General features: G+C 33.9%; 25 protein-coding genes and 7 pseudogenes. 13 read left to right on the top strand and 19 right to left on the bottom strand.

Going from position 1 to position 23,374, the window contains the following annotated elements:
• Positions 1-2: 2 nt before the first annotated feature.
• The 6 genes from D1869_RS00220 to D1869_RS00200 are packed head-to-tail and all read right to left on the bottom strand — an operon-like array spanning position 3 to position 2,091.
• A complete protein-coding gene (locus D1869_RS00220) occupies positions 3-278 on the bottom strand; it encodes a cell division protein ZapB (protein WP_156013394.1) in 276 nt (91 codons plus the stop codon).
• Positions 275-466 carry a hypothetical protein gene (locus D1869_RS00215; protein ID WP_156013392.1) on the bottom strand — a complete coding sequence of 64 codons (192 nt, stop codon included), beginning with the start codon at positions 464-466 and terminating at the stop codon, positions 275-277. The genes D1869_RS00220 and D1869_RS00215 overlap by 4 nt, the downstream gene beginning before the upstream one ends.
• Positions 466-699: a hypothetical protein gene (locus tag D1869_RS00210; RefSeq protein WP_156013390.1), complete on the bottom strand. Its 234-nt coding sequence runs from the start codon at positions 697-699 to the stop codon at positions 466-468. Before D1869_RS00210 ends, D1869_RS00215 begins: the two co-directional genes overlap by 1 nt.
• A complete protein-coding gene (ubp, locus tag D1869_RS00205; protein ID WP_156013388.1) occupies positions 692-940 on the bottom strand; it encodes a UBP family nucleoid-associated protein in 249 nt (82 codons plus the stop codon). The genes D1869_RS00210 and ubp overlap by 8 nt, the downstream gene beginning before the upstream one ends.
• A complete protein-coding gene (locus tag D1869_RS15240; RefSeq protein WP_231113825.1) occupies positions 937-1,086 on the bottom strand; it encodes a CopG family transcriptional regulator in 150 nt (49 codons plus the stop codon). Before D1869_RS15240 ends, ubp begins: the two co-directional genes overlap by 4 nt.
• A 54-nt stretch (positions 1,087-1,140) precedes the next feature.
• Positions 1,141-2,091: an IS1 family transposase gene (locus tag D1869_RS00200; RefSeq protein WP_184650969.1), complete on the bottom strand. Its 951-nt coding sequence runs from the start codon at positions 2,089-2,091 to the stop codon at positions 1,141-1,143.
• 224 nt (positions 2,092-2,315) lie between these two features.
• Between D1869_RS00200 and D1869_RS00195 the strand changes: the two genes are divergently transcribed.
• The gene (locus D1869_RS00195) at positions 2,316-3,383 is read left to right on the top strand and encodes an ISNCY family transposase (protein WP_156013386.1); all 1,068 of its coding nucleotides are present in this window, start codon (positions 2,316-2,318) and stop codon (positions 3,381-3,383) included.
• A gap of 267 nt (positions 3,384-3,650) precedes the next feature.
• Here the strand turns inward: D1869_RS00195 and D1869_RS00190 are convergent, their stop codons facing one another.
• From D1869_RS00190 to D1869_RS00170, 5 genes are all read right to left on the bottom strand, one after another.
• Complete coding sequence (locus D1869_RS00190) at positions 3,651-4,283, bottom strand: hypothetical protein (RefSeq protein ID WP_156013384.1); 633 nt, start codon at positions 4,281-4,283, stop codon at positions 3,651-3,653.
• Positions 4,280-5,020: a hypothetical protein gene (locus D1869_RS00185; protein ID WP_156013382.1), complete on the bottom strand. Its 741-nt coding sequence runs from the start codon at positions 5,018-5,020 to the stop codon at positions 4,280-4,282. The genes D1869_RS00190 and D1869_RS00185 overlap by 4 nt, the downstream gene beginning before the upstream one ends.
• Positions 5,017-5,919 carry an ABC transporter ATP-binding protein gene (locus D1869_RS00180; RefSeq protein ID WP_156013380.1) on the bottom strand — a complete coding sequence of 301 codons (903 nt, stop codon included), beginning with the start codon at positions 5,917-5,919 and terminating at the stop codon, positions 5,017-5,019. Before D1869_RS00180 ends, D1869_RS00185 begins: the two co-directional genes overlap by 4 nt.
• Positions 5,903-6,196 carry an archaellum operon transcriptional activator EarA family protein gene (locus D1869_RS00175; protein WP_231113663.1) on the bottom strand — a complete coding sequence of 98 codons (294 nt, stop codon included), beginning with the start codon at positions 6,194-6,196 and terminating at the stop codon, positions 5,903-5,905. The genes D1869_RS00180 and D1869_RS00175 overlap by 17 nt, the downstream gene beginning before the upstream one ends.
• A 104-nt stretch (positions 6,197-6,300) precedes the next feature.
• Positions 6,301-7,971 (bottom strand): B12-binding domain-containing radical SAM protein, encoded by a 1,671-nt coding sequence (locus D1869_RS00170; protein ID WP_156013376.1) that lies wholly within the window; start codon positions 7,969-7,971, stop codon positions 6,301-6,303.
• A gap of 104 nt (positions 7,972-8,075) precedes the next feature.
• Here D1869_RS00170 and D1869_RS15600 point away from each other — a divergent pair, with 104 nt between their 5' ends.
• Positions 8,076-8,207, top strand: a complete 132-nt coding sequence (locus tag D1869_RS15600; RefSeq protein ID WP_269203972.1) for a hypothetical protein — start codon at positions 8,076-8,078, stop codon at positions 8,205-8,207.
• Positions 8,208-8,803: 596 nt separating this feature from the next.
• Here D1869_RS15600 and D1869_RS00165 read toward each other — a convergent pair.
• A pseudogene (locus tag D1869_RS00165) lies at positions 8,804-9,091 on the bottom strand (ISH3 family transposase); the annotation flags it as partial.
• A 177-nt stretch (positions 9,092-9,268) separates the two neighbouring features.
• Positions 9,269-10,424: pseudogene (locus D1869_RS00160) on the bottom strand (IS110 family RNA-guided transposase).
• Between the two features lie 274 nt (positions 10,425-10,698).
• On the opposite strand from D1869_RS00160, the pseudogene D1869_RS00155 reads away from it, so the two are divergent.
• Positions 10,699-11,694: pseudogene (locus D1869_RS00155) on the top strand (IS110 family RNA-guided transposase); the annotation flags it as partial.
• A gap of 104 nt (positions 11,695-11,798) precedes the next feature.
• On the opposite strand, the pseudogene D1869_RS00150 reads toward D1869_RS00155, so the two are convergent.
• A pseudogene (locus D1869_RS00150) lies at positions 11,799-12,539 on the bottom strand (ISH3 family transposase); the annotation flags it as partial.
• A gap of 304 nt (positions 12,540-12,843) precedes the next feature.
• Between D1869_RS00150 and D1869_RS15760 the strand changes: the two are divergent.
• Positions 12,844-13,413: pseudogene (locus D1869_RS15760) on the top strand (tyrosine-type recombinase/integrase); the annotation flags it as partial.
• Positions 13,414-13,661: 248 nt separating this feature from the next.
• Here the strand turns inward: D1869_RS15760 and D1869_RS15230 are convergent.
• Positions 13,662-13,964 (bottom strand): annotated as a pseudogene (locus D1869_RS15230) (SWIM zinc finger family protein); the annotation flags it as partial.
• Positions 13,965-14,046: 82 nt separating this feature from the next.
• On the opposite strand from D1869_RS15230, the gene D1869_RS00140 reads away from it, so the two are divergent.
• Entirely contained in the window at positions 14,047-14,478 is a 432-nt protein-coding gene (locus tag D1869_RS00140) for a type II toxin-antitoxin system death-on-curing family toxin (protein WP_156013372.1), read from the top strand.
• Here the strand turns inward: D1869_RS00140 and D1869_RS15065 are convergent.
• Complete coding sequence (locus D1869_RS15065) at positions 14,465-14,635, bottom strand: hypothetical protein (protein WP_184651096.1); 171 nt, start codon at positions 14,633-14,635, stop codon at positions 14,465-14,467. The genes D1869_RS00140 and D1869_RS15065 overlap by 14 nt on opposite strands.
• 41 nt (positions 14,636-14,676) lie before the next feature.
• Positions 14,677-14,970 carry a winged helix DNA-binding protein gene (locus tag D1869_RS00135; RefSeq protein ID WP_156013371.1) on the bottom strand — a complete coding sequence of 98 codons (294 nt, stop codon included), beginning with the start codon at positions 14,968-14,970 and terminating at the stop codon, positions 14,677-14,679.
• Positions 14,971-15,249: 279 nt separating this feature from the next.
• Between D1869_RS00135 and D1869_RS15225 the strand changes: the two genes are divergently transcribed.
• From D1869_RS15225 to D1869_RS00115, 3 genes and pseudogenes are all read left to right on the top strand, one after another.
• Positions 15,250-15,594, top strand: coding sequence for a ParB N-terminal domain-containing protein (locus D1869_RS15225; RefSeq protein ID WP_231113662.1), 345 nt, complete (start codon positions 15,250-15,252; stop codon positions 15,592-15,594).
• Positions 15,575-15,916, top strand: a pseudogene (locus tag D1869_RS00120) (DUF1286 domain-containing protein); the annotation flags it as partial. The gene D1869_RS15225 and the pseudogene D1869_RS00120, both read left to right, overlap by 20 nt.
• Positions 15,917-16,819: 903 nt before the next feature.
• Entirely contained in the window at positions 16,820-17,044 is a 225-nt protein-coding gene (locus tag D1869_RS00115) for an ORF80 family leucine zipper DNA-binding protein (RefSeq protein ID WP_156013369.1), read from the top strand.
• A gap of 895 nt (positions 17,045-17,939) precedes the next feature.
• Here D1869_RS00115 and D1869_RS00110 read toward each other — a convergent pair.
• Entirely contained in the window at positions 17,940-18,185 is a 246-nt protein-coding gene (locus D1869_RS00110) for a hypothetical protein (protein WP_156013367.1), read from the bottom strand.
• Positions 18,186-19,074: 889 nt separating this feature from the next.
• Between D1869_RS00110 and D1869_RS15060 the strand changes: the two genes are divergently transcribed.
• The 5 genes from D1869_RS15060 (at position 19,075) to D1869_RS00095 (ending at position 22,343) form a co-directional block, all read left to right on the top strand.
• Positions 19,075-19,242, top strand: coding sequence for a hypothetical protein (locus D1869_RS15060; protein WP_184651097.1), 168 nt, complete (start codon positions 19,075-19,077; stop codon positions 19,240-19,242).
• A gap of 12 nt (positions 19,243-19,254) precedes the next feature.
• Complete coding sequence (locus D1869_RS00105) at positions 19,255-19,665, top strand: conjugal transfer protein (RefSeq protein WP_156013365.1); 411 nt, start codon at positions 19,255-19,257, stop codon at positions 19,663-19,665.
• A gap of 528 nt (positions 19,666-20,193) precedes the next feature.
• The gene (locus D1869_RS15220; protein WP_231113661.1) at positions 20,194-20,481 is read left to right on the top strand and encodes a DUF4322 domain-containing protein; all 288 of its coding nucleotides are present in this window, start codon (positions 20,194-20,196) and stop codon (positions 20,479-20,481) included.
• A gap of 130 nt (positions 20,482-20,611) precedes the next feature.
• Positions 20,612-21,199, top strand: a complete 588-nt coding sequence (locus D1869_RS15215) for a hypothetical protein (protein WP_231113660.1) — start codon at positions 20,612-20,614, stop codon at positions 21,197-21,199.
• Positions 21,200-21,275: 76 nt separating this feature from the next.
• A complete protein-coding gene (locus tag D1869_RS00095) occupies positions 21,276-22,343 on the top strand; it encodes an ISNCY family transposase (protein ID WP_156013363.1) in 1,068 nt (355 codons plus the stop codon).
• A 311-nt stretch (positions 22,344-22,654) separates the two neighbouring features.
• Here the strand turns inward: D1869_RS00095 and D1869_RS00090 are convergent, their stop codons facing one another.
• A complete protein-coding gene (locus D1869_RS00090; protein ID WP_156013361.1) occupies positions 22,655-23,269 on the bottom strand; it encodes a DUF973 family protein in 615 nt (204 codons plus the stop codon).
• Between the last annotated feature and the right edge of the window lie 105 nt (positions 23,270-23,374).

Genomic DNA, 23,374 nt, shown 5'->3' with positions numbered 1-23,374 from the left:
TCTCACCCCTTAAACTCCCCAGTTTCTTCCCTTATTTTCTCCAGAACTTTTTTCAAATGCCTAGTTTGAGCGTTATAGTCTCTGATTTGAATAGCAATCTCTATAGCTCTCATTAGAATATTATTTTGCTTCTGAAGCTTTTTGTTTTGTTCTTTCAACATTACATTCTCTTTTTGAAGTTTTACTACTTTTCTTTCTAAAGTAGCAATAGTGTTTAATGCTTTAGTATACTGTAGCTGCAGCTCTCTGTTTTCCTCGATAATTTGATCAACTGTCATTCCTTCCCACCTCGATTCAGTATAAAGTAAGTCATTGTCAGTACTATAGCGTCCGCATCGTTTATGTTAAGACAGTTTTTTATCTTCGTTTTAACCTTTTCGAAGTCTACCTTATCTACAATAATACCGTTGCCTTTCCTATCAAGTATGTATACCTTATTCCCATCATCAGCAAAATAGAACTTCATTATTCATCCCTCAGAATCCCAAAATCTTCTAAATGAGTTTGCTTCATTTCCCTTCTGCCTACTTTTTTAGACCACTGTGGTGAGTAAGGACAGGTTAGGCGGTGAGGTTTCCACGTTCTGGCGTCAAACACTCCTATTCCTTTCTTTGTTCTAGCGTAAACTATTTCTGCCCCACAGTACTCACAATCAGTTTCCTCCAACACTTCAATTACCCAATCTGGGACATTAATCATTTTTACTTACCTCAGGTAATTCTGGAGGATCTGGTAAGTTGGGCAAGGGTTTTTCTTTTCCTAAGTATATCCATTTTTGCTTACCGTTCTTTCTTTCTAACTTATACCAGTACCTCCCTATGTAGATGTACTTTTTGCCGTTCTTGTATACAATATGGTAAGGCTTCAAATATACGCCGTAACCTCTTATCTTAGAATTGTACTCGTAAACTTTCCTTTTCAACTCTGAAATGTCTATCATAGCTCCTGCACCCTAATTTCCCTATTCTGATAATTCTCTTCAATGGAATTTAGTCTGTAAACCCTACCCTTTCTGCAATTTAAGTAGAATATTATAGCCTCCCTAATTACTACACTACGTTCTTTACGATTATTTATGCAATACAGATCTAACTGGGAGTGTTCTCAAACAGTCATGAAATTCGAAAAATATTTGTAATATTATATCAGCTTGTTTCTAATATTCTCTATCCCCTTCAAGTAAGCCTCGTTCAAGGGGGTCTTTTCCCTTGAATAAACTACGGGATACATGACGTACAACAAAGCAAGACTATAGTTAACCATGGCCTCACTCCTACTTACAGCCCTCGTATCCCTTGCTAACCTAGCTAAGTGGGCCCTACAGTAGGAATTGTGGCTCTCCACTGTGTAAGTGTACTCCTTGCCCGCAATATGGTTGTTAAGTACTTGGTAAACTGGGTAACCATCGGTATAATACACTTCACTCTTAGGTAGGGAATTCAAGAGGTAGTTGAAAGTCCTATGGTCCCTATTACCGGTAATGGAAAGTGGTACACCATCTACCAAAGCGTTCCATATCCACAAGTCTATCCTCTTTGGGCCACGCCTAGCCCTCAAGTAACTCCAACTCTCATCAATTACCGTGAATTTTGCCGTGAAGGCCTTTAGTTGTTCTCGTAGTACTATTAGGTGAACATAGGCTTCTATCCCTTTTCTCCTTATAAAGCTGTATATTGTGGTTAGCGGTTTCCCTTCGACCTTTGCTATTGCTCTCATGCTCATCCTATTCAAGTACTCTTTCAATATCCTCTCCTTTTGTTCTTTACTCATCTTGTGGTTATATGCTTGGTAAAATGTTTTTCCGCAAGTTTTGCACTTGTATTTTGTTTTTCCTTTAAATGAGCCGTTCTTTATTACTTTGTTTGATTTACATGATGCGCATTGTGGTCTTTCTTCCCTCCTCCTCTTTACCCCTAGTTTTTTAGTGTAATAATATAGTGTTGATGGTGGTATCCCTAGCCTGGTGACTTGTACTCCAAGTAGATACGCTGCTATTGCGTAGGCAAGGTCTTCTAGCCTGTATTTTCTCGGCTTAAGGTTTAAATTCCTTAAAAGCAGAAGTATTAATTGTGCAAGGGTTACGAGGTCCATCTCGTGACCTCCACATAAGCCTCGTAACCCTTGCACATAAATGTTTTCTAGAATAATGTTTGCCCTTACACTTCTAGACCTCTTTAGCAAATAACATTATGGTAACAATTCTTACGTTACTCTAATAATTTTACAAATACTTATCGAATAGCATTTATAGGAAAATCCTTGCAGTTTAAGGGCACCTTGAAAACTTTTTAAAAATTAACCAAACAAAATATCGGATGAATACAAACTCACTAATCCAAGCGTATTACAATGCACTACAAGAAGCACTCCAACAAATATTCACCGCCTTGACTAGCTTGAGAAAAGACACACTAGCAAAACTAGTACTTGGAGGAGTAATGGGTGGAACAGCAACAGAAATAGCCCAAGCAACGGGCATGGACTACGAGACAGTACTAAAAAACCTTAACAAACTAGCAAACACAAACCTGACCAAAATAGTAAAAGAGATAGTACAAGACCACCCAGTACAACTAATAATAGACGACACACATGATCACAAACAACACGCAAGAGCACTACCAGTATCAAGAAACGGAGCACAAGTCTTTTACTGCAGAGAACACAAAAGATACGAACCAACAATACAACTACTCATAATAGCAATAAAAGACTTGAAAACAAACGAAACCTACATAGTAACAATAATACCCTACATACCACAAAAGGTTGTTGAGATATTAAGGGAGAGGGGAGAGGAGGTTGAGTTCAAGACAAAGATACAAGAATACTTGGAAACATTGCCAATTCTCGAGGAGGAGTTTAATGTTGTATGCAAGGTTTTTGATTCTTGGTATGTTAATTCTAAAACTCTCTTGGATGATACCGTCGGGGAACTCAAGGCCAACTCACGGGTCACCGAGGGTGGTAGGCTTGTGCCAGTTGGCGAGTTCCCCGAGGGGGAATACCTAGTTGAGTATTTAGGTATTCCCATAAAATTACTTGTAATAGATGATTATAAGGGTTTTGGAAGGAGGTACTTCTTCTCTACCAACGTTAATGATACTGCTGAGGATCTCATAACTGCGTGGGAGAATCGTTGGGATATTGAGGTTTTGATTAGGGAGCTTAAAGCCTTGGGATTGGAGAAAGGTTCTTTCCTCACCTGGGTTAGGAATAAGGGGTTTATAACCCTTAAGGCTCTCTCCTTACTCTTGGTACTCTTGTTTAAGTACTCTCTTGGTTTGTATTTGGGTGCCAAGAGGATAGCAAGGGTGATAAAAAGTATTTATCAATCTTTGGGCGGGATTAAGAAACTTTTTAAGAGAAGGAGAAAGACGTAAAATGCTAATCGAATTTCATGACTGTTTGAGAACACCCCCTATTGGTCTTCCCCCGTCTCGTTCTGTTAATCTATTTCATATGAATAGGTCTGCCCTCACTTATACAAACTTTTGTTCAAAAATTCAATCTTCAGATTTTCTATGTATTTTACTTATTTTTTATTTTTTACTTGTAAAAAGAAATTCCTATACTGATGTTAATTTAATGCATTTGTGTTAAGTATTACTTATCATTCTAAACAATTGTTTTCTTAATTATTTATTAATCTATAAATAAGTCAATAATTGTATTAAAATGGAAACTGGATTGTATATTATTGGAACTGCGAGGGTAAGGGGAATAATTGTGAGTAACTTGCCGGAAGGGATTATTGCTATATTTAATCTGGTGAGGTAAAGGTTAAATACTCTGAATATAATTACTTTCTTTATATCGTCTATGAGAAACCCTAATCTCACAAGGAAAGGAGTGAAAACCAAGTAAATGAGTAGGTTAATGAACATCATGTACACAATTCTCAATGCGTCATAATATACGATATAAATTAGAGAGGGTATAGAAATAATAGTTGATATTAAATATGATGGAAGCATATTAAACACTAACGCATATTCCATGTTACTTTTTGAAAGTAACAACTCATAACTATTACGTTTTGAGTCAGAGAAGTAGTCCAAGAATATATTATACGATATACTTAGCAACATAGATACGTAATTGTTGACTGTAGTACCAATAGCTACATAAAACTGGTATGCACTACCTATAATTCCTCCTACGAAAAATAGGAAAAATAATTCCATGAAAATGTTGGGTAATATTATCCATAGTATCTCTTTAGATCTTAGATCTCCAACAATTTTAGCCTGGATTATATAAAAATATCGCGACAATATCATCTAAAACTGCCCCCCTCAGCCTTATCATATACGATAATGGCTATTGATATTAAAGCTAAGATCACCACGGCAGATATGAGAAAATATAATAGATTAAGTTCTTCTAACCCCAATATTTGTCTTATAAGGGCTATAATATAATAAAATGGGTTGTAAATTATTATTTGATCAAGAATTTTACCTTTAGCAGGTATTAGCGCATTTGAGAAGTACGAAATCAAACCAATAATTATCTCTGTGGGAATTACAGAGTACCATTCCCAATAACGTTTAGGTGCAACTGTAGTAACTAGTATTGTAGACATTAACACTACATTTACTAATACTAACATTGATAACAAATATATTGCTAAAACTAATAAATTCAAGAAATAAGCTAGAATAAAATAGATCGGAACGTATAATATGACAAAATAAATGGATAAACCTAGCATTATTATGAAGGGCGTTAAATATCTATTAATGGGTAGTAATAATAAATAATTTTTGTTCATTTTCAAATCCCACCCTATTGTATCTGATAGATAGTTCTTTAAAGAGAGTAGAAGCATGACTATTGATCCGCCCACAAATATATAAGATTTATAAGTAGGTAGAAGTATTATTAAGAATACTATTGTAGTTAACGTACTTACGGCTATCTGTATGAAGGACATAAGTAAAGATATTAAAGTACTCGAACCCAAAAAATAAATTGAATAAGCAAAAATAAGGTATATGTAAGAAGTAACTCTCATTGTTTTACACCTCCAGTTAACACTAGAAATACGTCATCTAAAGTAACGTTGAGCCTCCTAATCGAGATAATTCCATTAAGTGTTGAAATTTCCTTAATTATATCCTGCAATTTATCAGAATACAATCTTATATAGTTACCCGATACTATAATTCGTCCTAAATGGCTTATCTTGCTTATTACATTTGGATTTGATACTTCAAGTTCAAGAACTTCGCTACCCAAAGGTTTTTTCAATTCATCTATTGAACCAACGGCTAACAACTCCCCCTTATTTAGTATTGCTACTCTGTCAGCTAAGTATTCTGCCTCATAAATATCATTAGTTGCAATGATTACTGTGCTTCCGTACTTCTTCAAGTTCTTAATGAGACTCCATACTTTATGCTTACCGTCTATATCTACTGTTATTGTAGGTTCATCGAATATAGCTATTTTAGGTCTCTGGATGATTACCTTACAGATTTCGACTCTTTTCCTCTGCCCACTGGATAATTCCCAAATTATTGAATCAGACTTATCTATAATGTCAAGTTCATTTAAACAATTTAAGATCCTCTGCCTTAATTCGTTCTTTGGAATACCATAAATTCTTCCGTGAGCCCATAAAGCCTTATATACAGTGGTGTTAAATAGCGTAATCTCGGTGAAAGCAAAGCCTAATAACTCCCTAATTTTCCCTGGGTTCTTTGTAACGTCATAGCCCATAACGTAAACACTACCTTCAGTAGGTTTTAATATAGTAGAAATGATGTAAAGTAAGGTTGTCTTACCTGCTCCGTTAGGGCCTACTATTACAAAAACTTCATTCTCGTATATTTTAAGATTTATTCCTTTTAGTGTCTTTACTTCATTCTTATATTCTTTAGTTAAATTCTGTATATTAATAATTTCTCTCATTATTATACCTTTGTGATTCTAAATAAGATAAAATCAGAATACCTTTAGGAGATATTTTATATAATTTGCGATTTCCGCTAATGCTCTCATAAACTAACCCTAGTGATAATAAAGAATATTCTGGCTTATATTGTTTGTTATTGATCCCTCTTAAAGCTCCAATTACTTGCGTAATATTTACTCCAGTTCTTCTTGCAATTTTCGCTATATATAATGAATTTGGATAGCATTCTCTCAAAACTTTTAGGATTTCTAATCTTATTTTGCTTTTCCTCACAGAAAAAATACATTTACTATTTATTTGAAAATTATGATTATCACTGGGTGACATTATACATCATCATATAAATATTATCCTGCTTTTTTTTTTAAATTTTTCTTTTAATGATCTCTAATATCTAAATCGAGTATAATTTGTAACCATTTTAAATGAGAAGGCAATTTAATTTTTTGTAAGTTTTCAGGTAATTTACTATTAAAAAGTTGTAATTGAACTAATACAATTTTAATTAGTTGCTTAAAACTATATATATCAATTTTTTCCATTTTATTGGTAAAATCTAAAATTTTAAGAAGTAAATCTATTATAAACTCATTAATTTGAAGTTCCCAATTTAATATATCCTTAATCTCATCCCTATTTTTGCACCTTTTCAAATATGAATATACTTCATTAGATTTAGCTACAAGAATTGATGATAATATATATGCTAATAATCCTATTACAGGGACCTTTTCATCTTTAAACCAAGGTATTGGACCATAATTTGGATCGCTTACGAGCCTTAAAATAGCTAGATAGCTCTGCAAAATTTCATTATCGATAGTTAAAATTTTATTATAATTATATATTTTTAATTTATTAAAATTTCCATAATATTCAAAAACATTTCCTAAGCTCATAGGTAAACTCTTTATTTGTGCTCTCTTTAATTTAGGTAACGACAATAATAAATTTTTTAATGTTAGTAAATCAGTCTTAATATCTTCTAAAGTATCAAATGCAGAATATGGAATTAAACTAATATCTACACAAAAATTATTACTTATAAGTTCATTTATACTTTCTATATTAATTTTACTATTATTACCTTTATTTAATAATTTAAGTTTATCATCTAAAAAAGTTTCTATTCCTAATAATATATATTTAATACCTGCTTTATTTAATAATTTAAGTTTATCTTTTATTTTAATTATATTTTCTGCTCTAGTATAAGCATAAATCGTTACATTGAGGTTACTCTCGATTATTCCATTTGCTATATCTACGACTCTTTTTGGATTTGGCCCGAAGAAATCTAGATCTTTTACTCTAAAGATTTTTATTCCAAATCTCTTATTAAATTCATAGATTATGTCAACTACTTTCTTAGGTGACATCTGATACCATTTATATGAATTATCAATAGATTTTGTATAAGAAACATGACAAAATGAGCAGTTTGCATAGCAACCTCTAGATGTCATTATTTCTGCTGCGTCTAAAATACTATACTTACTATATTTATAAGTATCTTCCATTATATGATATAGATAGGGTAATGGTAATTGATCTAAATTTTGTATTTTTAATATTGGATAATTTATAACTATATTATTATTATTTCTGTATACTATTCCTTTAGTTCTAGTAAAATCATTATAATAATATATATTATATATCAAATCAGATATTGAGGCTTCATCCCCAAGTACAATAAAATCTGCATATTTATCTACTAATGGTTCTTCATAGTTAGCACTAATTCCCATTCCCCATAATCCTATTAAAGTTTCTTTATTGTGTAATTTGATATTAAGAGAGAATCTTCTAGTTAGAGAAATAGGTTGCGGATAATGTTTTATTACCAAAATTATATCATAAGTATTATTAATAAATTTCTCTATATTTAACTCTGGGTTAAGCATATAATCATATATATCTACTTTTAATAAGTAATTTTCGAATTTTTGCATAATATAACTAGTCAATTGAGATATGTAATAATCATTTATATCCGCAATGAAAGGCCAAAAGTCCTTAGGTATCCTAACTAAAGCTATATTCATAATAGGACTTTCTAATCTGATTTTTAATAAACGTTAGTTTATAGCTAAAATTTTAGCTATAAACTAACGTTTATTAAAAACATAACAGAATAAATATACTGGTGATGGAAGTGGGATTCGAAATAGAACTAGAACAAATAGTTGAATCCATAATAAATAATGACGAAGAAATTATAATGAAATATATAATAGTAATGTCAGGAGAAAGTAAAACAGTGATACCTATTTACACTTAACAGGGTTGGACAGAATGCAAAGAATTTTTTTAGATTATATACTAAATAAAGTTAAAAACAGTACAACTGATAATAATATAATAAATATAAACAATAAATTAATATTATTTCTAAATATGAATTTTAATAAGATTAAGGAATTGATTAGAAATTTTTCGAAAGTAACAAATGACAAAAAAGTTATAGTTTCGCCTAATATCAATATTGATATATTTAATTCAAAGGAATATATAAAATTGATAAGGAGATCAAAAGATCTTGGAATTTTTATAATATACCCAGATGTTAAGGATCTTAAGAACATGAGGATATATCCTAGTACTAGTAAGATACTAGATACCGTGCATTGTAATATATTTAGACCTAAGTTTAACTATGTAAAAATATCTAGTTCAAAATGTTATCCTTTACTACGTCAGTATGGGAATCTCTTTTTTCTGAGATAAATAATAACATTAATCAAAATTGAATAAAACCAGTATCATTCAAATAAAACCACATATATTTTATGATATCGAGTATAATTAAATATATTTTTATTAGAAAAACAGGAAATATAGAATTAATTTCACGTGATTAAAAAGGAGTACATAGAGTTAGCTGAAGTTCACGAAAAACAACTCCCCAACTTGAGGTAAACCTTGTGCAACAACTCCCCTCATCTCCTTGAGGACTAGAAAATCAACAATAGCTTGAGAAAACTCCCACAACCTCACCTCCTCCAAGAACGAACCAAAACATTCAAAAGAAAATAGCAAAGGAGGATAAGAACCAACTCCTTCCCAACATCACAAGTCCTAACCCTAAACTCCTCCAGCGAACGAAAAGCATTCTCAACACCCCACCTCCCCCTCAGCCAAAACAACAGCAGTCCTAACATCAACCCTATATAGGTTTTATTAGTCGGGGAGAGTAATACTCTCCTCGGCTGGGGAAACATGGTCGAAACATCAACTGAAGCAAAGTCTTCGGGTTGGGGCGTGACAAACCCCTACCGTCGGACTGAACATTGTGGAAAAATCCACGAATATAGGCACCACATGCTACCGCCTCTAACAAACCTAAGGGGATAACGAGTCAAGTGCGTCTCCCACGTTGAAATCCTTGACATCAACTTCCCCACCCTTGGGTATCCTAAGACGCTTCTTGACTATGCCCTTGTAAACACCGTCCTTTAAAACGTGATATGCTATGCAAGCAAGCTTCCCCGCAAGTGCACATGTAGCTTGTATTACACTCTTGCCCCTAGCAATGAGTCTCCCGTAAAACTCGTTAAATGGTTCAAGCCCTCTGGCACTCCTAGCAGCTAAGTAGAAACACTTGCGTAAGTGCTTGTTACCCCTAATCATACCAGAGTGGAACTCACTATTACCACTCTGCTTGGTTCTAGGTGCTAAGCCTGCGTAAGCCCTAGCTGCCTTTGAGTTTGGAAAACGTGATATATCACCGAATTCAGCATAAATTATTGCTGCTGTGATTAAACCAATTCCGGGTATCTTGGATAACTCTATTACCGGTTTTGGTATCTTGGACATTATCATGTTCTCCACTTCCTTAACCATGTTCTCCAAGCTTTTCAATAACTCGACTAGTTGTTTTAGTGTTAGCCTTTCTGCGTCATTCAAGTTTCTTCCTAGTTTCTCCTTTAACTCTTCCTTCTCTTCCTTGCTTATCTCCTTTTGCTAGTTTTTCCAGTAGTTGTCTTCCTCTCTTGTCGAATGGTTGTATTTTATAACCGGCGATTTCCAAGGTTTTTCTTATCTCGTTTTTTACTTGTGTTATTTTGTTTACTAGGTTTTCCCTGTGTCTTGTTAACTCTCTTAGTTCTTTTATTTCTCCTGTTGGTATGTGTGATCCTTTTATTACCCCGGTCATGTATGCTACTAGTAGTCTTTGTGTGTCTAGTTTATCTGTCTTTTTCCCTAGTATTTCTGTTAATTGTGCCGGGTTTACTACTGTTACCTTGTATCCTTTTTCTGTTAGTCTCTCGTGTAGGTAGTAGAAGTATACTCCTGTCGCCTCTACTATCCCGCTTTTGTATTCTCCGAGGAATTTTATTAACTCTTCTATTCCCTTGTCGTTGTATGGGAATTCTTTTATTTCTTTGATTGTTACTGATGGTTTTTCATGTTTTAGGACTAGTTCTCCCTTTGCTGCTGTTAGTTTGCTTTGTGATATGTCTATTGCAAAGGCTTTGCTTATAAAATCATTTGTCATGTTTGAATATTTCTCGTTTTACAAGATATTTTTTGTGTTCATAATACCGTTTTTCTTTACATAATGTTAACTGTTCAGCCCCTAGGGTGATTTGTTACATCCTCCCACACGGGGTTTTATCCCTTCTTGTTAGATCGTTCTAGGGGCTTCACAGCCAGCCTATATGAGGGGGTTTTATCCCCTTGGTGTGACTGGGCTTATGTTGTTTTTCTCCTTACTTGTTTATTTATTTTACTCTCGTAATACTTGGTTTTATTCGTTCACTTGATTTACGAGAATCCCCCGTGGGAGGTGTGATAAAAGGGTAGGGGTAATAGGAATAGATATATCAAAAGATTATCTAATTACAAGTAGGGGGAGGGAAAGAAAATACGAGAATAATAAGAAGGGTTATGAAGAAATCCTCAAGATGAAACCTTGCGCAATAGTTTTAGAGCCCACTGGAGTATACGCAATAAGGCCTTGCCAATACTTCAAAGAGAGAGGAATAAAAGTACTACAAGTAAGCCCCAACATACTATCGAGGGAGAAGGAGTTTAGAGGAAAGAAAACAGATTTTTATGACGCTGAAAAATTAGAAAACATGGCTGACAAGGCCAAAGAATATGAATACAACCCCTTGAAGGAGTTAGTAACACTCTACCTCTTCCTCAAGGATATAGAAGTAAAATACGAGAACAGGCTAAAGAGGACACTATTCCTAGTAAGTGACAACGACAAGATAAACAAGGAAAGGTTAGAAAAACTCGCAAATGGGGATTTTACACAAGAAGAGCTCTACAACCTAGAATACACACCAATAGTACTCGAAGAAATAAGAGTATTGGCAAAAACACTCTTGGAAACGCAAGAGAAATTGAAAGAAGTTAGGAGGATGATTGAGGAGCAAGTTCCCGAGGATCACGTTTTGTTGACTATCCCGGGAATTGGGAGGCTTGCAGCCGGTATAATTATTGGTGTTGTTGGTGATATTAGGCGCTTTCCTAAGCCAGAATCTTTTGTTGCTTATTGTGGTTTAGACCCAATTGTGGAGAGGAGTGGTAGGGGTGTGATAAGTAGGGGGATTTCTAAGAGGGGTAATAAGTATTTGCGTAGTTTATTCTACTTTCTTGCAAAGATGAATTATTCTAGGAACCCAACGTTGTTGAAGTTTTATGAGTCTCATAAGGATAGGTTACGAGGTAAGAAGTTATATACTGCTTTGGCAAGGAAGTTGGCTAGGATTGTATGGAGTGTTTGGTATAATAATAAGCCTTATGAGCCTAAGTGATTAAAGGTCCCTCCCCCTTAATAGCCACGTGGGTCTAGATGGCCCACGTGGCAATCTTAGCTAACACTATTCTTGAAGTATGACCGAAAGATTTATTACTGAACGCCCCTAACAAGAAAAGCTATAATCATACCATCCTCCCCACCCTCCTTCTTCCTTAAAATAACAAGATAAGCACCACTAACATGCTTAACACAAAGAAAACCAGTATACCTAACACCACAATAAGTAATATCAACATCCTCCAACTTATCCACATACTTCCTATACATTTGATACCTAGCAGCAATAACAAAATCCAAGAGAAACTTGATAACCTCATTAACAGCAAACTCCCTATCAGCATAAACAAGCCTAAGATCAAACTTGTCCAACTCCTCCAAAACAACTTGCATCTTAAAATCCTCAGCAACATTCTTAACAGTTATAGGCAAAACATCAAGGAAAATACCCTTAATCAAGAGGAAAATTGCAATTTGAACGAGACCCCAAGAGGTCCCCCTATTAGGCTTAATCCTACTCAACAAACTCTTATCCTTGTGATACTGTGGTTCTGAATGGAGGTCAATAGCAACCCTCCTATCCCTAGTTTCCCTCAAAACCCCCTTACCCATCTCCCTTAATGCCCTTCTAACATCATCAACATTAATATTGTTCAAGAGCTTTAATGCCCTTCTCCCCTCATTCCCAAGCCTACTCAAGTAAGTTCCTCTTGCCTTGAGTAAGGCTTTGAGGAGTTCTTCGGGGAAAAGTATATTAGTTAGAAAGGTGTAGATTAGTTTGAGAGCTAACCGGACGAAGTCCTACAATAGGGACTTCGTCCCTTTGTCTTTACTCCCCTTCATATGTTAAGGTCCGCCCTCTAATATACAAACTTTTCTCAAAAAATTAGTGTTTACTAGTCTTTTTTTGTATTTCGTTCATCTCATTTTTTACGCGAAAAAAGAGATTCCCATACTGACGTATGAACAATTAGGAATTTCAAAAGCTACTGGCTGGAGGTATAAGAAGGGCTTAAGGGAAATACCGAAAGAGGTTGTTGAAAAGCTGTTACAGTTTCTAGCACCAGATGAAATAGCTAGAATAATTTACGGCAAGAAGATAGAGAAAGCGGATATAAACGACCTACTAAAAGTAATAAACACTGCAATGGAGGATCCACAGTTCCGTTCTTTGCTTTTTATGATGTTAAATAGGTTCTTAGGAGACTATGTTAGGCAGAATACAAACAGTTACGTAGTCACTGAAGAAGACCTGAAACTATTTGAGAAGATATTAGAGCAACAAAGTAAAGCGACCAGAGAAGAAAGGCTGAGGCATATAAAATATGCAATGAGAGATTTAGGATTTTCACTTTCACCCGATTCGCTGAAAGAGTATATATTGGAATTAGCAGTAGAAGAAGGGCCTAATGTAGCGAGACACAGGGCAAACACGCTCAAGTTATTCATAAAAGAAGTAGTAATGAGCAGAAACCCAATCCTGAGGCAAATACTTTGCAATTCCTTTAAGGTACCTAAAGTTGATTACAAATATTCCCCTCCTCCACTTTCCTTAGAACTGCTAAAGAAAATATTTAACTCAATAGACCATTTAGGTGCAAAAACATTCTTCCTCATTCTGGCTGAAACGGGGTTGAGAGTAGGGGAAGTTTATTCATTAAGCGTCGAGCAAGTAGACTTGGATAACGGAATAGTTAAATTAATGAAAAATAGTGCGACAAAGAGGGCTTACATTTCATTTCTGCATGGAGAGACTATTGAATGGATAAAGAAGAATTATTTGCCTTTCAGAGAGGACTTCATTTCAAAATACGAAAAAGCGGTGCAACAGATAGGTGGAGACGTTGAGAAGTGGAAGATGAAGTTCTTTCCGTTCCAGTTAGCCGATTTAAGAGAAGAAATAAAAGAGGGAATGAGAAAAGCGGGGAAAGAGTTCAGATTATATGACTTACGTTCATTCTTTGCCTCTATCTGCATCAATTCATTCCTAGCCTTCTCTACCTTCTCCTTAATCTCCTCAGAAGCTATCAATTGTTCCAGCACCTTTAGGTGCCAGCATTATTTCTTTCCGAAGCTTCTAGCCTCACAACTGCAACTCTCCTTAATTATCTTTAAACTTATGGGATCTATAACAATCCTTGAATAGTGTACCAAGTTTAACCTGCTCTTGCTTTGAATATCTGCTGAAACGATTATGCCTTCAGATAATACGTAAAAAACATCTATTCTCTTTATCATGGATTTTGAGGGGATTTGTGTGGAAATCATTTTGTTTCTTGTTATGTGACACATAATAAAACTTTAAGTTACTCAGTTTATAAAAACCATAAACAAATTGAGGTAATTGGCATTGGGAAATAAATTTCAACTGATCCTCGCTTCGCTTGATAAAAGTTTCATAATATGGTTAAACGAAAGAGTTTTGAAAGAAGAAGACCCTTCCTTAACTTCTATTGTAATTAATGAGGGAAATATTGAAGGAGCTGTGTATTCCGCAATGTTGGATTTTGAAATAAATCACAACATAAGTAGGAGTTTAGCTGTACTGATACATCATCTTATAACTGGGCATCCTTTTGCTGATGGGAATAAGAGAACTGCCACAGCCCTATTACTCACTATACTTTCCAAACTGTACGAAAGGGATATAATACTTGAAGAAACCTTAATGAATTCACTAATAACTATAATAGCCAAAATATCTAAAGAACCAGAAAATGATATACTTGATTTACAGAAAATTATAGAAGAAATTATGAAAAGATTAGCTAACCCTTATTAACCTCACGTTTAGTTACATAAAGTATTTTTCCATCAACCTTAAGTACTCCAGATCTATCGAATTCCGCTAGGGCGTCTAGATATTTCTTATAGGTTTTTAAAACAAACTCAGCCCTCTTATACAAGTCATTCCTAATCTCAGAAATCTCATCCGTCATCTTTACTCACTTATATATTTACTTTCTCCGTATAATAATATTTACTCACTCTTCCCGATAAGATCATAAATAGATTTTAAGTGTCGTGCTACCTCCTTACCCTTATCAGTTAAGTAAATTAATCTCTTTCCTCTTGGCGGTTTTTCCTCCTTCTCCTCGTTTACCAATCCTATTTTAAGGAGCTTATCTACACTCTTACTTATAGCGTTAGGGGATCTCTGCTTTGAAACCTTTTTTATTTCCTCTTCTAGCTCTCTTATTCCTAACTTATCCTTATTTAACAAAGCTAATAAGACATCTTGGTCGATTTCGTTAAGTCTTACTATATCTTCCATGTTATGTGTAATCTAACCAGTAACATAATAACGGCTTTTATCATGTTACATAACATTTACCAAATAAATTTATATATTTGTTATTTGGAACATAACACATGATAAATATGCTCAAACAAAAGAGATACCTCTTGTTCAGCCCAGAGGGAGAAATACTGATTTTTTTATACAAAAACCCAGCTTTTCATAACATAGATGAGATATCCGAAAGTACTAGAATTCCAAGAAGCACTATATCTCAGAAGATACCACAGCTGCAGATATATCAATTAATAGATGTTGAGCAAAGAGAGGAGAAAAAGAGGAAAATTAACGAAAACCGTAACTTATGTAAAACTTTCCGAGAAAGGTAAAGAATTCGTAGAAATTAAATTGAAAGAGTTTGGTGATAACGCAATGAGTTCTACGTTATCCTATATTGAAGAAGTAGTACCTATTGAAAGATTAAAGGAAGATGAGGAGTTTAAGACTCTGGTTCCTTCTAACAACTCCAGAGAAGATTTAGAAAAATCTCTTAGAGAGAAGTCACAAATATTCCCATTAATAACTGACAGAAATTACGTTCTGATAGACGGGTATACTAGGCTAGATATAATAAGGAAACTGGGGTTATGTACCGGTTAGGACTCCTTTAACCCACACTTATCCGAGGAGTGTAGTATGGGGATTATTACCTACAGTTCCCTTAATCTTCCTAATACACTATATATACGGTTATTATGCTTTAGTGGAAGTATTGGTTTCCGGTATTATTGTCGGTCCCACACATATGTTCTTGGATATGTTTACTGAAGCCGGGGTTTATGTGAAGAAAAATGGGAAATGGAGGAGGTTCGCATTAGCCCACTTCAGATATGATAACCCCGCAGTAAATGGTTTAGCAATCTTTGTCGGTTTCATACTCCTATTAATTGCATATTATATTACTTATCCATATTATTTCTAAAGAGATATTAATCGAGCAAAATTAAAAACAGAAAAGTTTTTAAATGTGTTTTTTTCACAAATAGAAATCGGGGATGAGGGGATGATGAGGAGGGACAGAGTTGACCTATGATAGACAACCCGACAGCTGACCCGACCCCCTCATCCCTAATTTAATCTTATCCTCCTAACTATTAAGCTTTCTTCTCATTGAATTTTGAAAAATTGGATTGAAGGGAGGAATAGCGCATATATGGGATCCCACGCTTTCTTTATGCGTTAGAAAAATCGAATAAACTTTACAGTTTGTTAAGAAAAATTCTTTCTTCTAACTTCTTAATCTCATCGAACTTTACATTATTAGCTAATAATGTGCAATACATGCAGGCAAGAAGTGATATAATGCAACAAATCCACGTAATACATTCGTTATAATATATTGTAAAATAATAATGTATTCGAATTGAATTAAGTATCTCTAGAGTCAGACAAATTTGTATAGCAGAGATATAAATGTGTGTAAGAATTGCGGAAACAGTTATCACAATACTTAAGAGAATAAATGAAAGGATGAGAAAAGTTTTCTTGTTCATGATTATTTTTATTAATTTAAAAATCCTTAAGGCCCGTTTTCCCTTTACAATTTTAGAATAAACTCCCCAGTTAACTGAGCAAAAATTGTTTGCCCAGTTGATTGGGCATTTATATTTAAACTTTTCGCATAAAGCTTATATATATGTTCCCAGTCGACTGGGAAATTAATCCTGTCCGGATCTCAAATTTTTTACTCATAAAACCTAGCTCTCACGCTGATGATGAGAGGGTTTCAGAATTGAAACCCTGAAAGAAACAGTTTTCAAACTCACCTTTTCACCTTGTGATGAATAGTAACATTTTTGAAACCCTACTTAGCGTATTTTAACATATGAATATCAGGGGTTTAATACTATTCTATATTGCAAGAAAGAACTGTGCAACCTTAGATGAGATTTGCAATAATCTAAAAATAAATGAAAATACTGCAAAAATTGCCCTTAGCAGATTAGCAAAAGAGCATTATATAACTAGAAGGTGGCTTAGGACTCCAGAAGGGAAAAGATTTAGGCTTTATTGTATAAGCAGCACTAGGCTCAAAGAGTTTAACGTTTAGTGTCGTTAACTGGGGAGTTAACGCGGAAACCTCTTTCATTTCAACTATCACTAGAAATCAAGTTTTCCATTACTCCTTTTTTACATTATCATAAGCAAGTAAATCGGAAACCTTAACGTATTTCTAAAACGTTTCTAAGAAAACGAAATAGCCCTTTCGAGCCTGTGGCCCGGGTTCAAATCTCGGCCGCGGCACTAATTTTTAATCAAATTGAAAAAAGAATTATGTTCTCTTTATAAAGACGTAAATGAGACATAAAGCCTTATTTTTGGAACATTGCCGTTTCTTGTAAATAGGGCAGAAAAATAATTGAAATAACAAAATCAGATAATGAATAGAGAAAGAGAATAGTAGAGAATCTAGGATTAGCACAAGTAATAAAGCAGTTATGAGTAGGTAGTAGTACTTTATATGCGGATTATATAAACTCTAATCAAAGTATTCCCTTGGAAATGACATGAAGAGCTGCATGTTAGCACCAGATGATCTTTCATATGCTATCTACAGGTTAAAATGTAGTTAATGTTACCACTGCATTATCAGTAGTTTGGTAAATCAATTAAAGATTAAAGTTCTAGAATTTATTTTAATTCTTTATCAATATTAAGGAGATTATCTGAAAAGTGTCTCATCAATACATATAATTACAGTAGAGGATGTAAAAAGATTGTAAGAAATCGCTCAAGATAAGAGTAAGAGTACTATAGATATAAGGTGGTTTATTAGGAGTAGGAGGGGGAAATAAAAGGGTTTCGCGTTTTGCTAAGAAACAACTGCTTGTTCACGGTATTGCTAAGTTTTAATAGGCATATGGCTTCAGCTTATTTGATAGTTTTAAGGGGATTAGAAGTGATTAAAAATAACTAAAAGTTACGTAAGTATGTTACAGATTTTTTTAACTTTTTGCTTTCTTGAGACCATACATTACCCCTAAGCCTATAAGCAAAAAGACAAGTAAAAAGTTGAAAGAAACAAATAACATAAATACCCCTAGAGCTATAAAGCCTAAAAATATTGAGGCTTCTATTTTAAGTTTTCTAGAAGAATTAGGGTAAAAATAATTCAAAATACTATAAACTATTGCGAGTGATACTCCTAATTCTATAAAAAATAAAACCAAACCAATTAAATCCGCTATCATATATTCTTTCTCCTATTTTTTAGTATTTAAAACTTCTCATTTAGCATTTGTAGGAAAGTAGTTATATTCTATAATTTTAATGAATATTTACATAAATGTTTAATTTCTATCTTAGGATATATGGTAATATAACCGTTTTAAGATAGAAGATTTTAATTTGAAGCTTAATATTTTGAAAATTATATATTCCTAGAATTTACAAAAAATGCTAATCGAATTTTGACGATTTATTGGAAAATCGTGAGAGGCTCCACATGCTACGCCTCTAACATTCCTGTGGGAACCGAGAATCTGTGTGTGTTAGACATGTATCCTTTATATAAATCTTGTGATTGTAATACCTTGATTTTCTTGCATAGTATCAAATATGTTCAGCCCCTAGGGTAATTTGTTACACTCTCCTACACGGGGTTTTATCCCCGCTTGTTAGATCGTTCTAGGGGCTTCACAGCCAGCCTCTTAAAGGGGGTGTTATCCACATAGTGTACCTGGGCTTATATTGTTTTCTCCTTACTTGACTCGATTATTTATTTTACTCTCGTAATACTTGACTTTAATCGTTCGGTTGAATTGCGGGGATTCCCCGTAGGAGCGTCCAATGTGTAATTAATACGAATAACTATATAAGGGTCTTTCACGGCTCTTTTATAAATTCACTTTATTTTCTCATTTTTGAAGTCAAAAAATTGATTGTATATTTACAATTGAAGAGAACAAGGAATTACACACGGACTTAACGGAGATAATGATATATATTCTTCATAGAATTATTCTAATTCTACGAGAATATTACAATAAAAACCTAACTCACCCTTATCGTTAGGAAATAGATAATCAACTAAGATAAGGTTATAACTTTGGAAATTTATTATTTAATTCGAGGGTATATATGCCAAAAACCATTAAGGTTATTAGGAAATATTATGCGATAGATGAGAATAGGAATATTGTAGCTGAGGGTAATTCGTGGGAGGAAGTTGAAGAGATAATGAAGAAGAAGGGTTATAAGAGGAGTCAATATGACATTTTGACGGTAGTAGAAGCCGAGAATGATTAATATGGTAATTATATAGAAATTCCTTTTGTTACCTTAAGGAGTTACTCAATACCTTTACTGAAAACCGAGATCGAATGTCCTAAATTGGGAGGGAATTTGTTAATTTATGCTTTACCAGATACCGGTAGTAGATTTTCATTAATAAACAAGAGGACGTTAAATGAATGTTTTGATAATCTAGAAGAACGCTATTTAGATACCGTGATATTAACCAATCTGAACCTATACACAAAAAGGTATAAGTTAAAATTTCATTTCGTAGAACTGAATAAGGACTTCGAAATTCCAGTTGTGGTAGCTGATTTCGGAGAAATAGGAGGGATTTTCCCCAGCCTCATTTTAGGTAGGGAAGACTTCTTTTCAAGAATGCTGATATGCTTTGATAAGAATACTAAATTAATTATAATGAAGGACTATTCTTAATTAATATTTCAACAATTTCCTTAAACTTAGTAGCTACGTGAGAGCACCCAATGCATAATTAGTGTAATTCACTTTATTAATAAAATTTTTACAGGAAAATAAATATTATAGAACCCAACTGACAGAATAATATTTAAGAGGATTACATCATATTTGAAAATCTCACTACAAAAGCTTTCTTGGCCTAGATTATCGAAAATTACGAGATTATTTGCAATTACATTTAATAAACTTATTCTATATTATCATATTGTTTGTAATTAAGTGAATTTAATTCTGAATAAACGTGTTTTTATAACTTTTCACTTTATATAATTATTCACATTAATTACGCATTGGACTCTATCATGTGTATCAAATATTTATTAGATGTATATCAAGATATATAGTAGGGTAATTAAAATGGCAATACCCTAGACCCCAAATTCATTTTACAAAAATAATTTCAAAGAGTAATTATCTATTATCTTGAAAATTTTGTAATAAAAGTTAAGGTGGACGGAGTGGTATTACCTTAGGGGAACCAACTTGATAATACCAGGCTCCGTCCACCCAAAGACACTTGCACAAATCAAGGAAAAATTATTTTCCATCATAAACTTCAAGGCAGAAGAAGTCAAGAAAACACTTGTAACAGCAGCACTAACAAAAGATTCAGTAGAAAACAAGGCAAAAGAATTTGGTATCTCACCACAAACAGTAAGAAACTACGTGAAAGAACAACCACAAGTAATAGAACAAATACTAAACATGATCAAAACAACCTCCATTAAGGAACTAGGCGGAAGAAAACGTGTAAAAATATCAATAGACTAACGTCAGTAAAACACAAGGGAAAACCAGTAGAAGGACTAAGCGGCTCAGAAAAAGATTACGCATAGAATTACGCAACAGCAACAACAAGAGTAAAGGGAAAAACACTAATACTAGCATTCACACGCATAGAATGACTAGGCTAGAGATAGTTGAAAACCCAATACAACAAATACCAGCATTAGGCCTAGAAATAGAACTAGTAACACTAGATGCCGGATTCTATTCAGTAGACGTGATCAACTACTTATCAAGGTTTAACTTCATCATTGGAGTACCAGTGGAAAAGGTTGGAATACATAGAAATTTTGACGGGGATTATACTGCAAAGTCAAATGCTAAGAAGGCAACCTTTAGGCTAATAATACATCACGGTAGGGAAAAGGAGTACTTGGCAAAGGGGACAAACCTAGACGTAAATAGGAGTATTATTGTAAAATGGTATAACAAGGTTAGAACACCAATAGAGGCATCATACAAGTTAATCAAATCTTTCCTAATCTTTACCTCATCAAGGAGTTGGCTATTCCGATTATTCATCTTCCTCCTAGCAATGTTAATCTATACACTATACTTGCTCCTCAAGGGGACAACGAGCAAAGAAGACTTCCGCTTACTCCTAACCATCTTGCTCTTACAAGATAATATTACTATTTTCCAAGAATATTTAGTTAAATTATTTTATCTATTTTTTAACTCTCTTGAATTATTTTCGGGGTAATGAAATTGGGGTCTAGGGCCTTGCAGTTTAAGGGGACCTTGAAAACTTTTTAAAAATTAACCAAACAAAATATCGGATGAATACAAACTCATTACTCCAAGCGTATTACAATGCACTACAAGAAGCACTCCAACAAATATTCACCGCCTTGACTAGCTTGAGAAAAGACACACTAGCAAAACTAGTACTTGGAGGAGTAATGGGTGGAACAGCAACAGAAATAGCCCAAGCAACGGGCATGGACTACGAGACAGTACTAAAAAACCTTAACAAACTAGCAAACACAAACCTGACCAAAATAGTAAAAGAGATAGTACAAGACCACCCAGTACAACTAATAATAGACGACACACATGATCACAAACAACACGCAAGAGCACTACCAGTATCAAGAAACGGAGCACAAGTCTTTTACTGCAGAGAACACAAAAGATACGAACCAACAATACAACTACTCATAATAGCAATAAAAGACTTGAAAACAAACGAGACCTACATAGTAACAATAATACCCTACATACCACAAAAGGTTGTTGAGATATTAAGGGAGAGGGGAGAGGAGGTTGAGTTCAAGACAAAGATACAAGAATACTTGGAAACATTGCCAATTCTCGAGAAGGAGTTTAATGTTGTGTGCAAGGTTTTTGATTCTTGGTATGTTAATTCTAAAACTCTCTTGGATGATACCGTCGGGGAACTCAAGGCCAACTCGCGGGTCACCGAGGGTGGTAGGCTTGTGCCTGTTGGTGAGTTCCCCGAGGGGGAATACCTAGTTGAGTATTTAGGTATTCCCATAAAATTACTTGTAATAGATGATTATAAGGGTTTTGGAAGGAGGTACTTCTTCTCTACCAACGTTAATGATACTGCTGAGGATATCATAACTACATGGGAGAATCGTTGGGATATTGAGGTTTTGATTAGGGAGCTTAAAGCCTTGGGATTGGAGAAGGGTTCTTTCCTCACCTGGGTTAGGAATAAGGGGTTTATAACCCTTAAGGCTCTCTCCCTACTCTTGGTACTCTTGTTTAAGTATTCCCTTGGTTTGTATTTGGGTGCCAAGAGGATAGCAAGGGTGATAAAAAGTATTTATCAATCTTTGGGCGGGATTAAGAAACTTTTTAAGAGAAGGAAAAAGACGTAAAATGCTATAAGTTTAACATTTTACGGTTACTGGGTGTTTCCAAATAGTAGTACTCTTGCTCCGCTTTCTAACGGTAATTTCACATATTTTCAGCCGGGAATTTATACTGTTGTAGCTTTTGATTACTTTAACCAAACGGTCTTTGCGTACTTTACAGTAGTATAAAATTACAATAACTTTACACTCAAGTGGAGAGGATATGTTTTGCATAGATAGGTATCATTTATCCTTCATATTTACTATGAAAAACACTATAAAATGTAAATGAAATTCACTCCTTCAATATTCTTACAAAAGCTTTCTAACCTCATTCATACAACTTTAGTAACTTTATTCTCTTCACGCCTCAACTTTTTCTCGATACCTCTTAAACCTAGATAAACTAGAAGATAAGCTATACCTATAAGAGGAAATATTATACTCAATATACTTCCTAAACTTACTAAGTTTTCCCCATATTTCTCCCCCACTCTGTAGAACCCTATAATTATGATTATGCCCCCAGTTATAAACATAAAAACACTTGATAAGAATATTATACTGTCATAAGAATAGTAAATCATCTGACTAGAACTTGAAATAAAATACGTAATTATAGAAGCAAATATTAAATATGCTCCAATACTTCCTATTCCTAATCTGGAATCTATTTTCTTTAATGTTAAAAAACCACTTCTAAATATTATAATGGATATTAAGCCGAGGATAGCACTTGATACCATCATACCTATTGCTATATCTATAACAATTGGTTCTACTTTTATGAATTTATGATCAAATTCAGAAACGCTACGATTAGACTCAGCTAAAACTCCTAAGAAGATACTTAAATTAGTTAAGGTTCCAGCAAGGGGTATTATCCCTGCAAGAGTTAATAGCAAAGCCCCAATTTTCAGCTTTCTAATGCCCTTAATTTCCTCGTTCATTACTTAATTTTTGATACTTGATCAAATAAGTTTTATCATAAGTTATAGATAGTGAAGCTTTATATTATTCTACATTTATTCTTACACTTTTAACTTTATCTAATG

The sequence above is a fragment of the Sulfurisphaera ohwakuensis genome, from assembly GCF_009729055.1.
GTDB lineage: Archaea > Thermoproteota > Thermoprotei_A > Sulfolobales > Sulfolobaceae > Sulfurisphaera > Sulfurisphaera ohwakuensis.
This window is presented reverse-complemented; position numbering and strand designations above follow the sequence as displayed.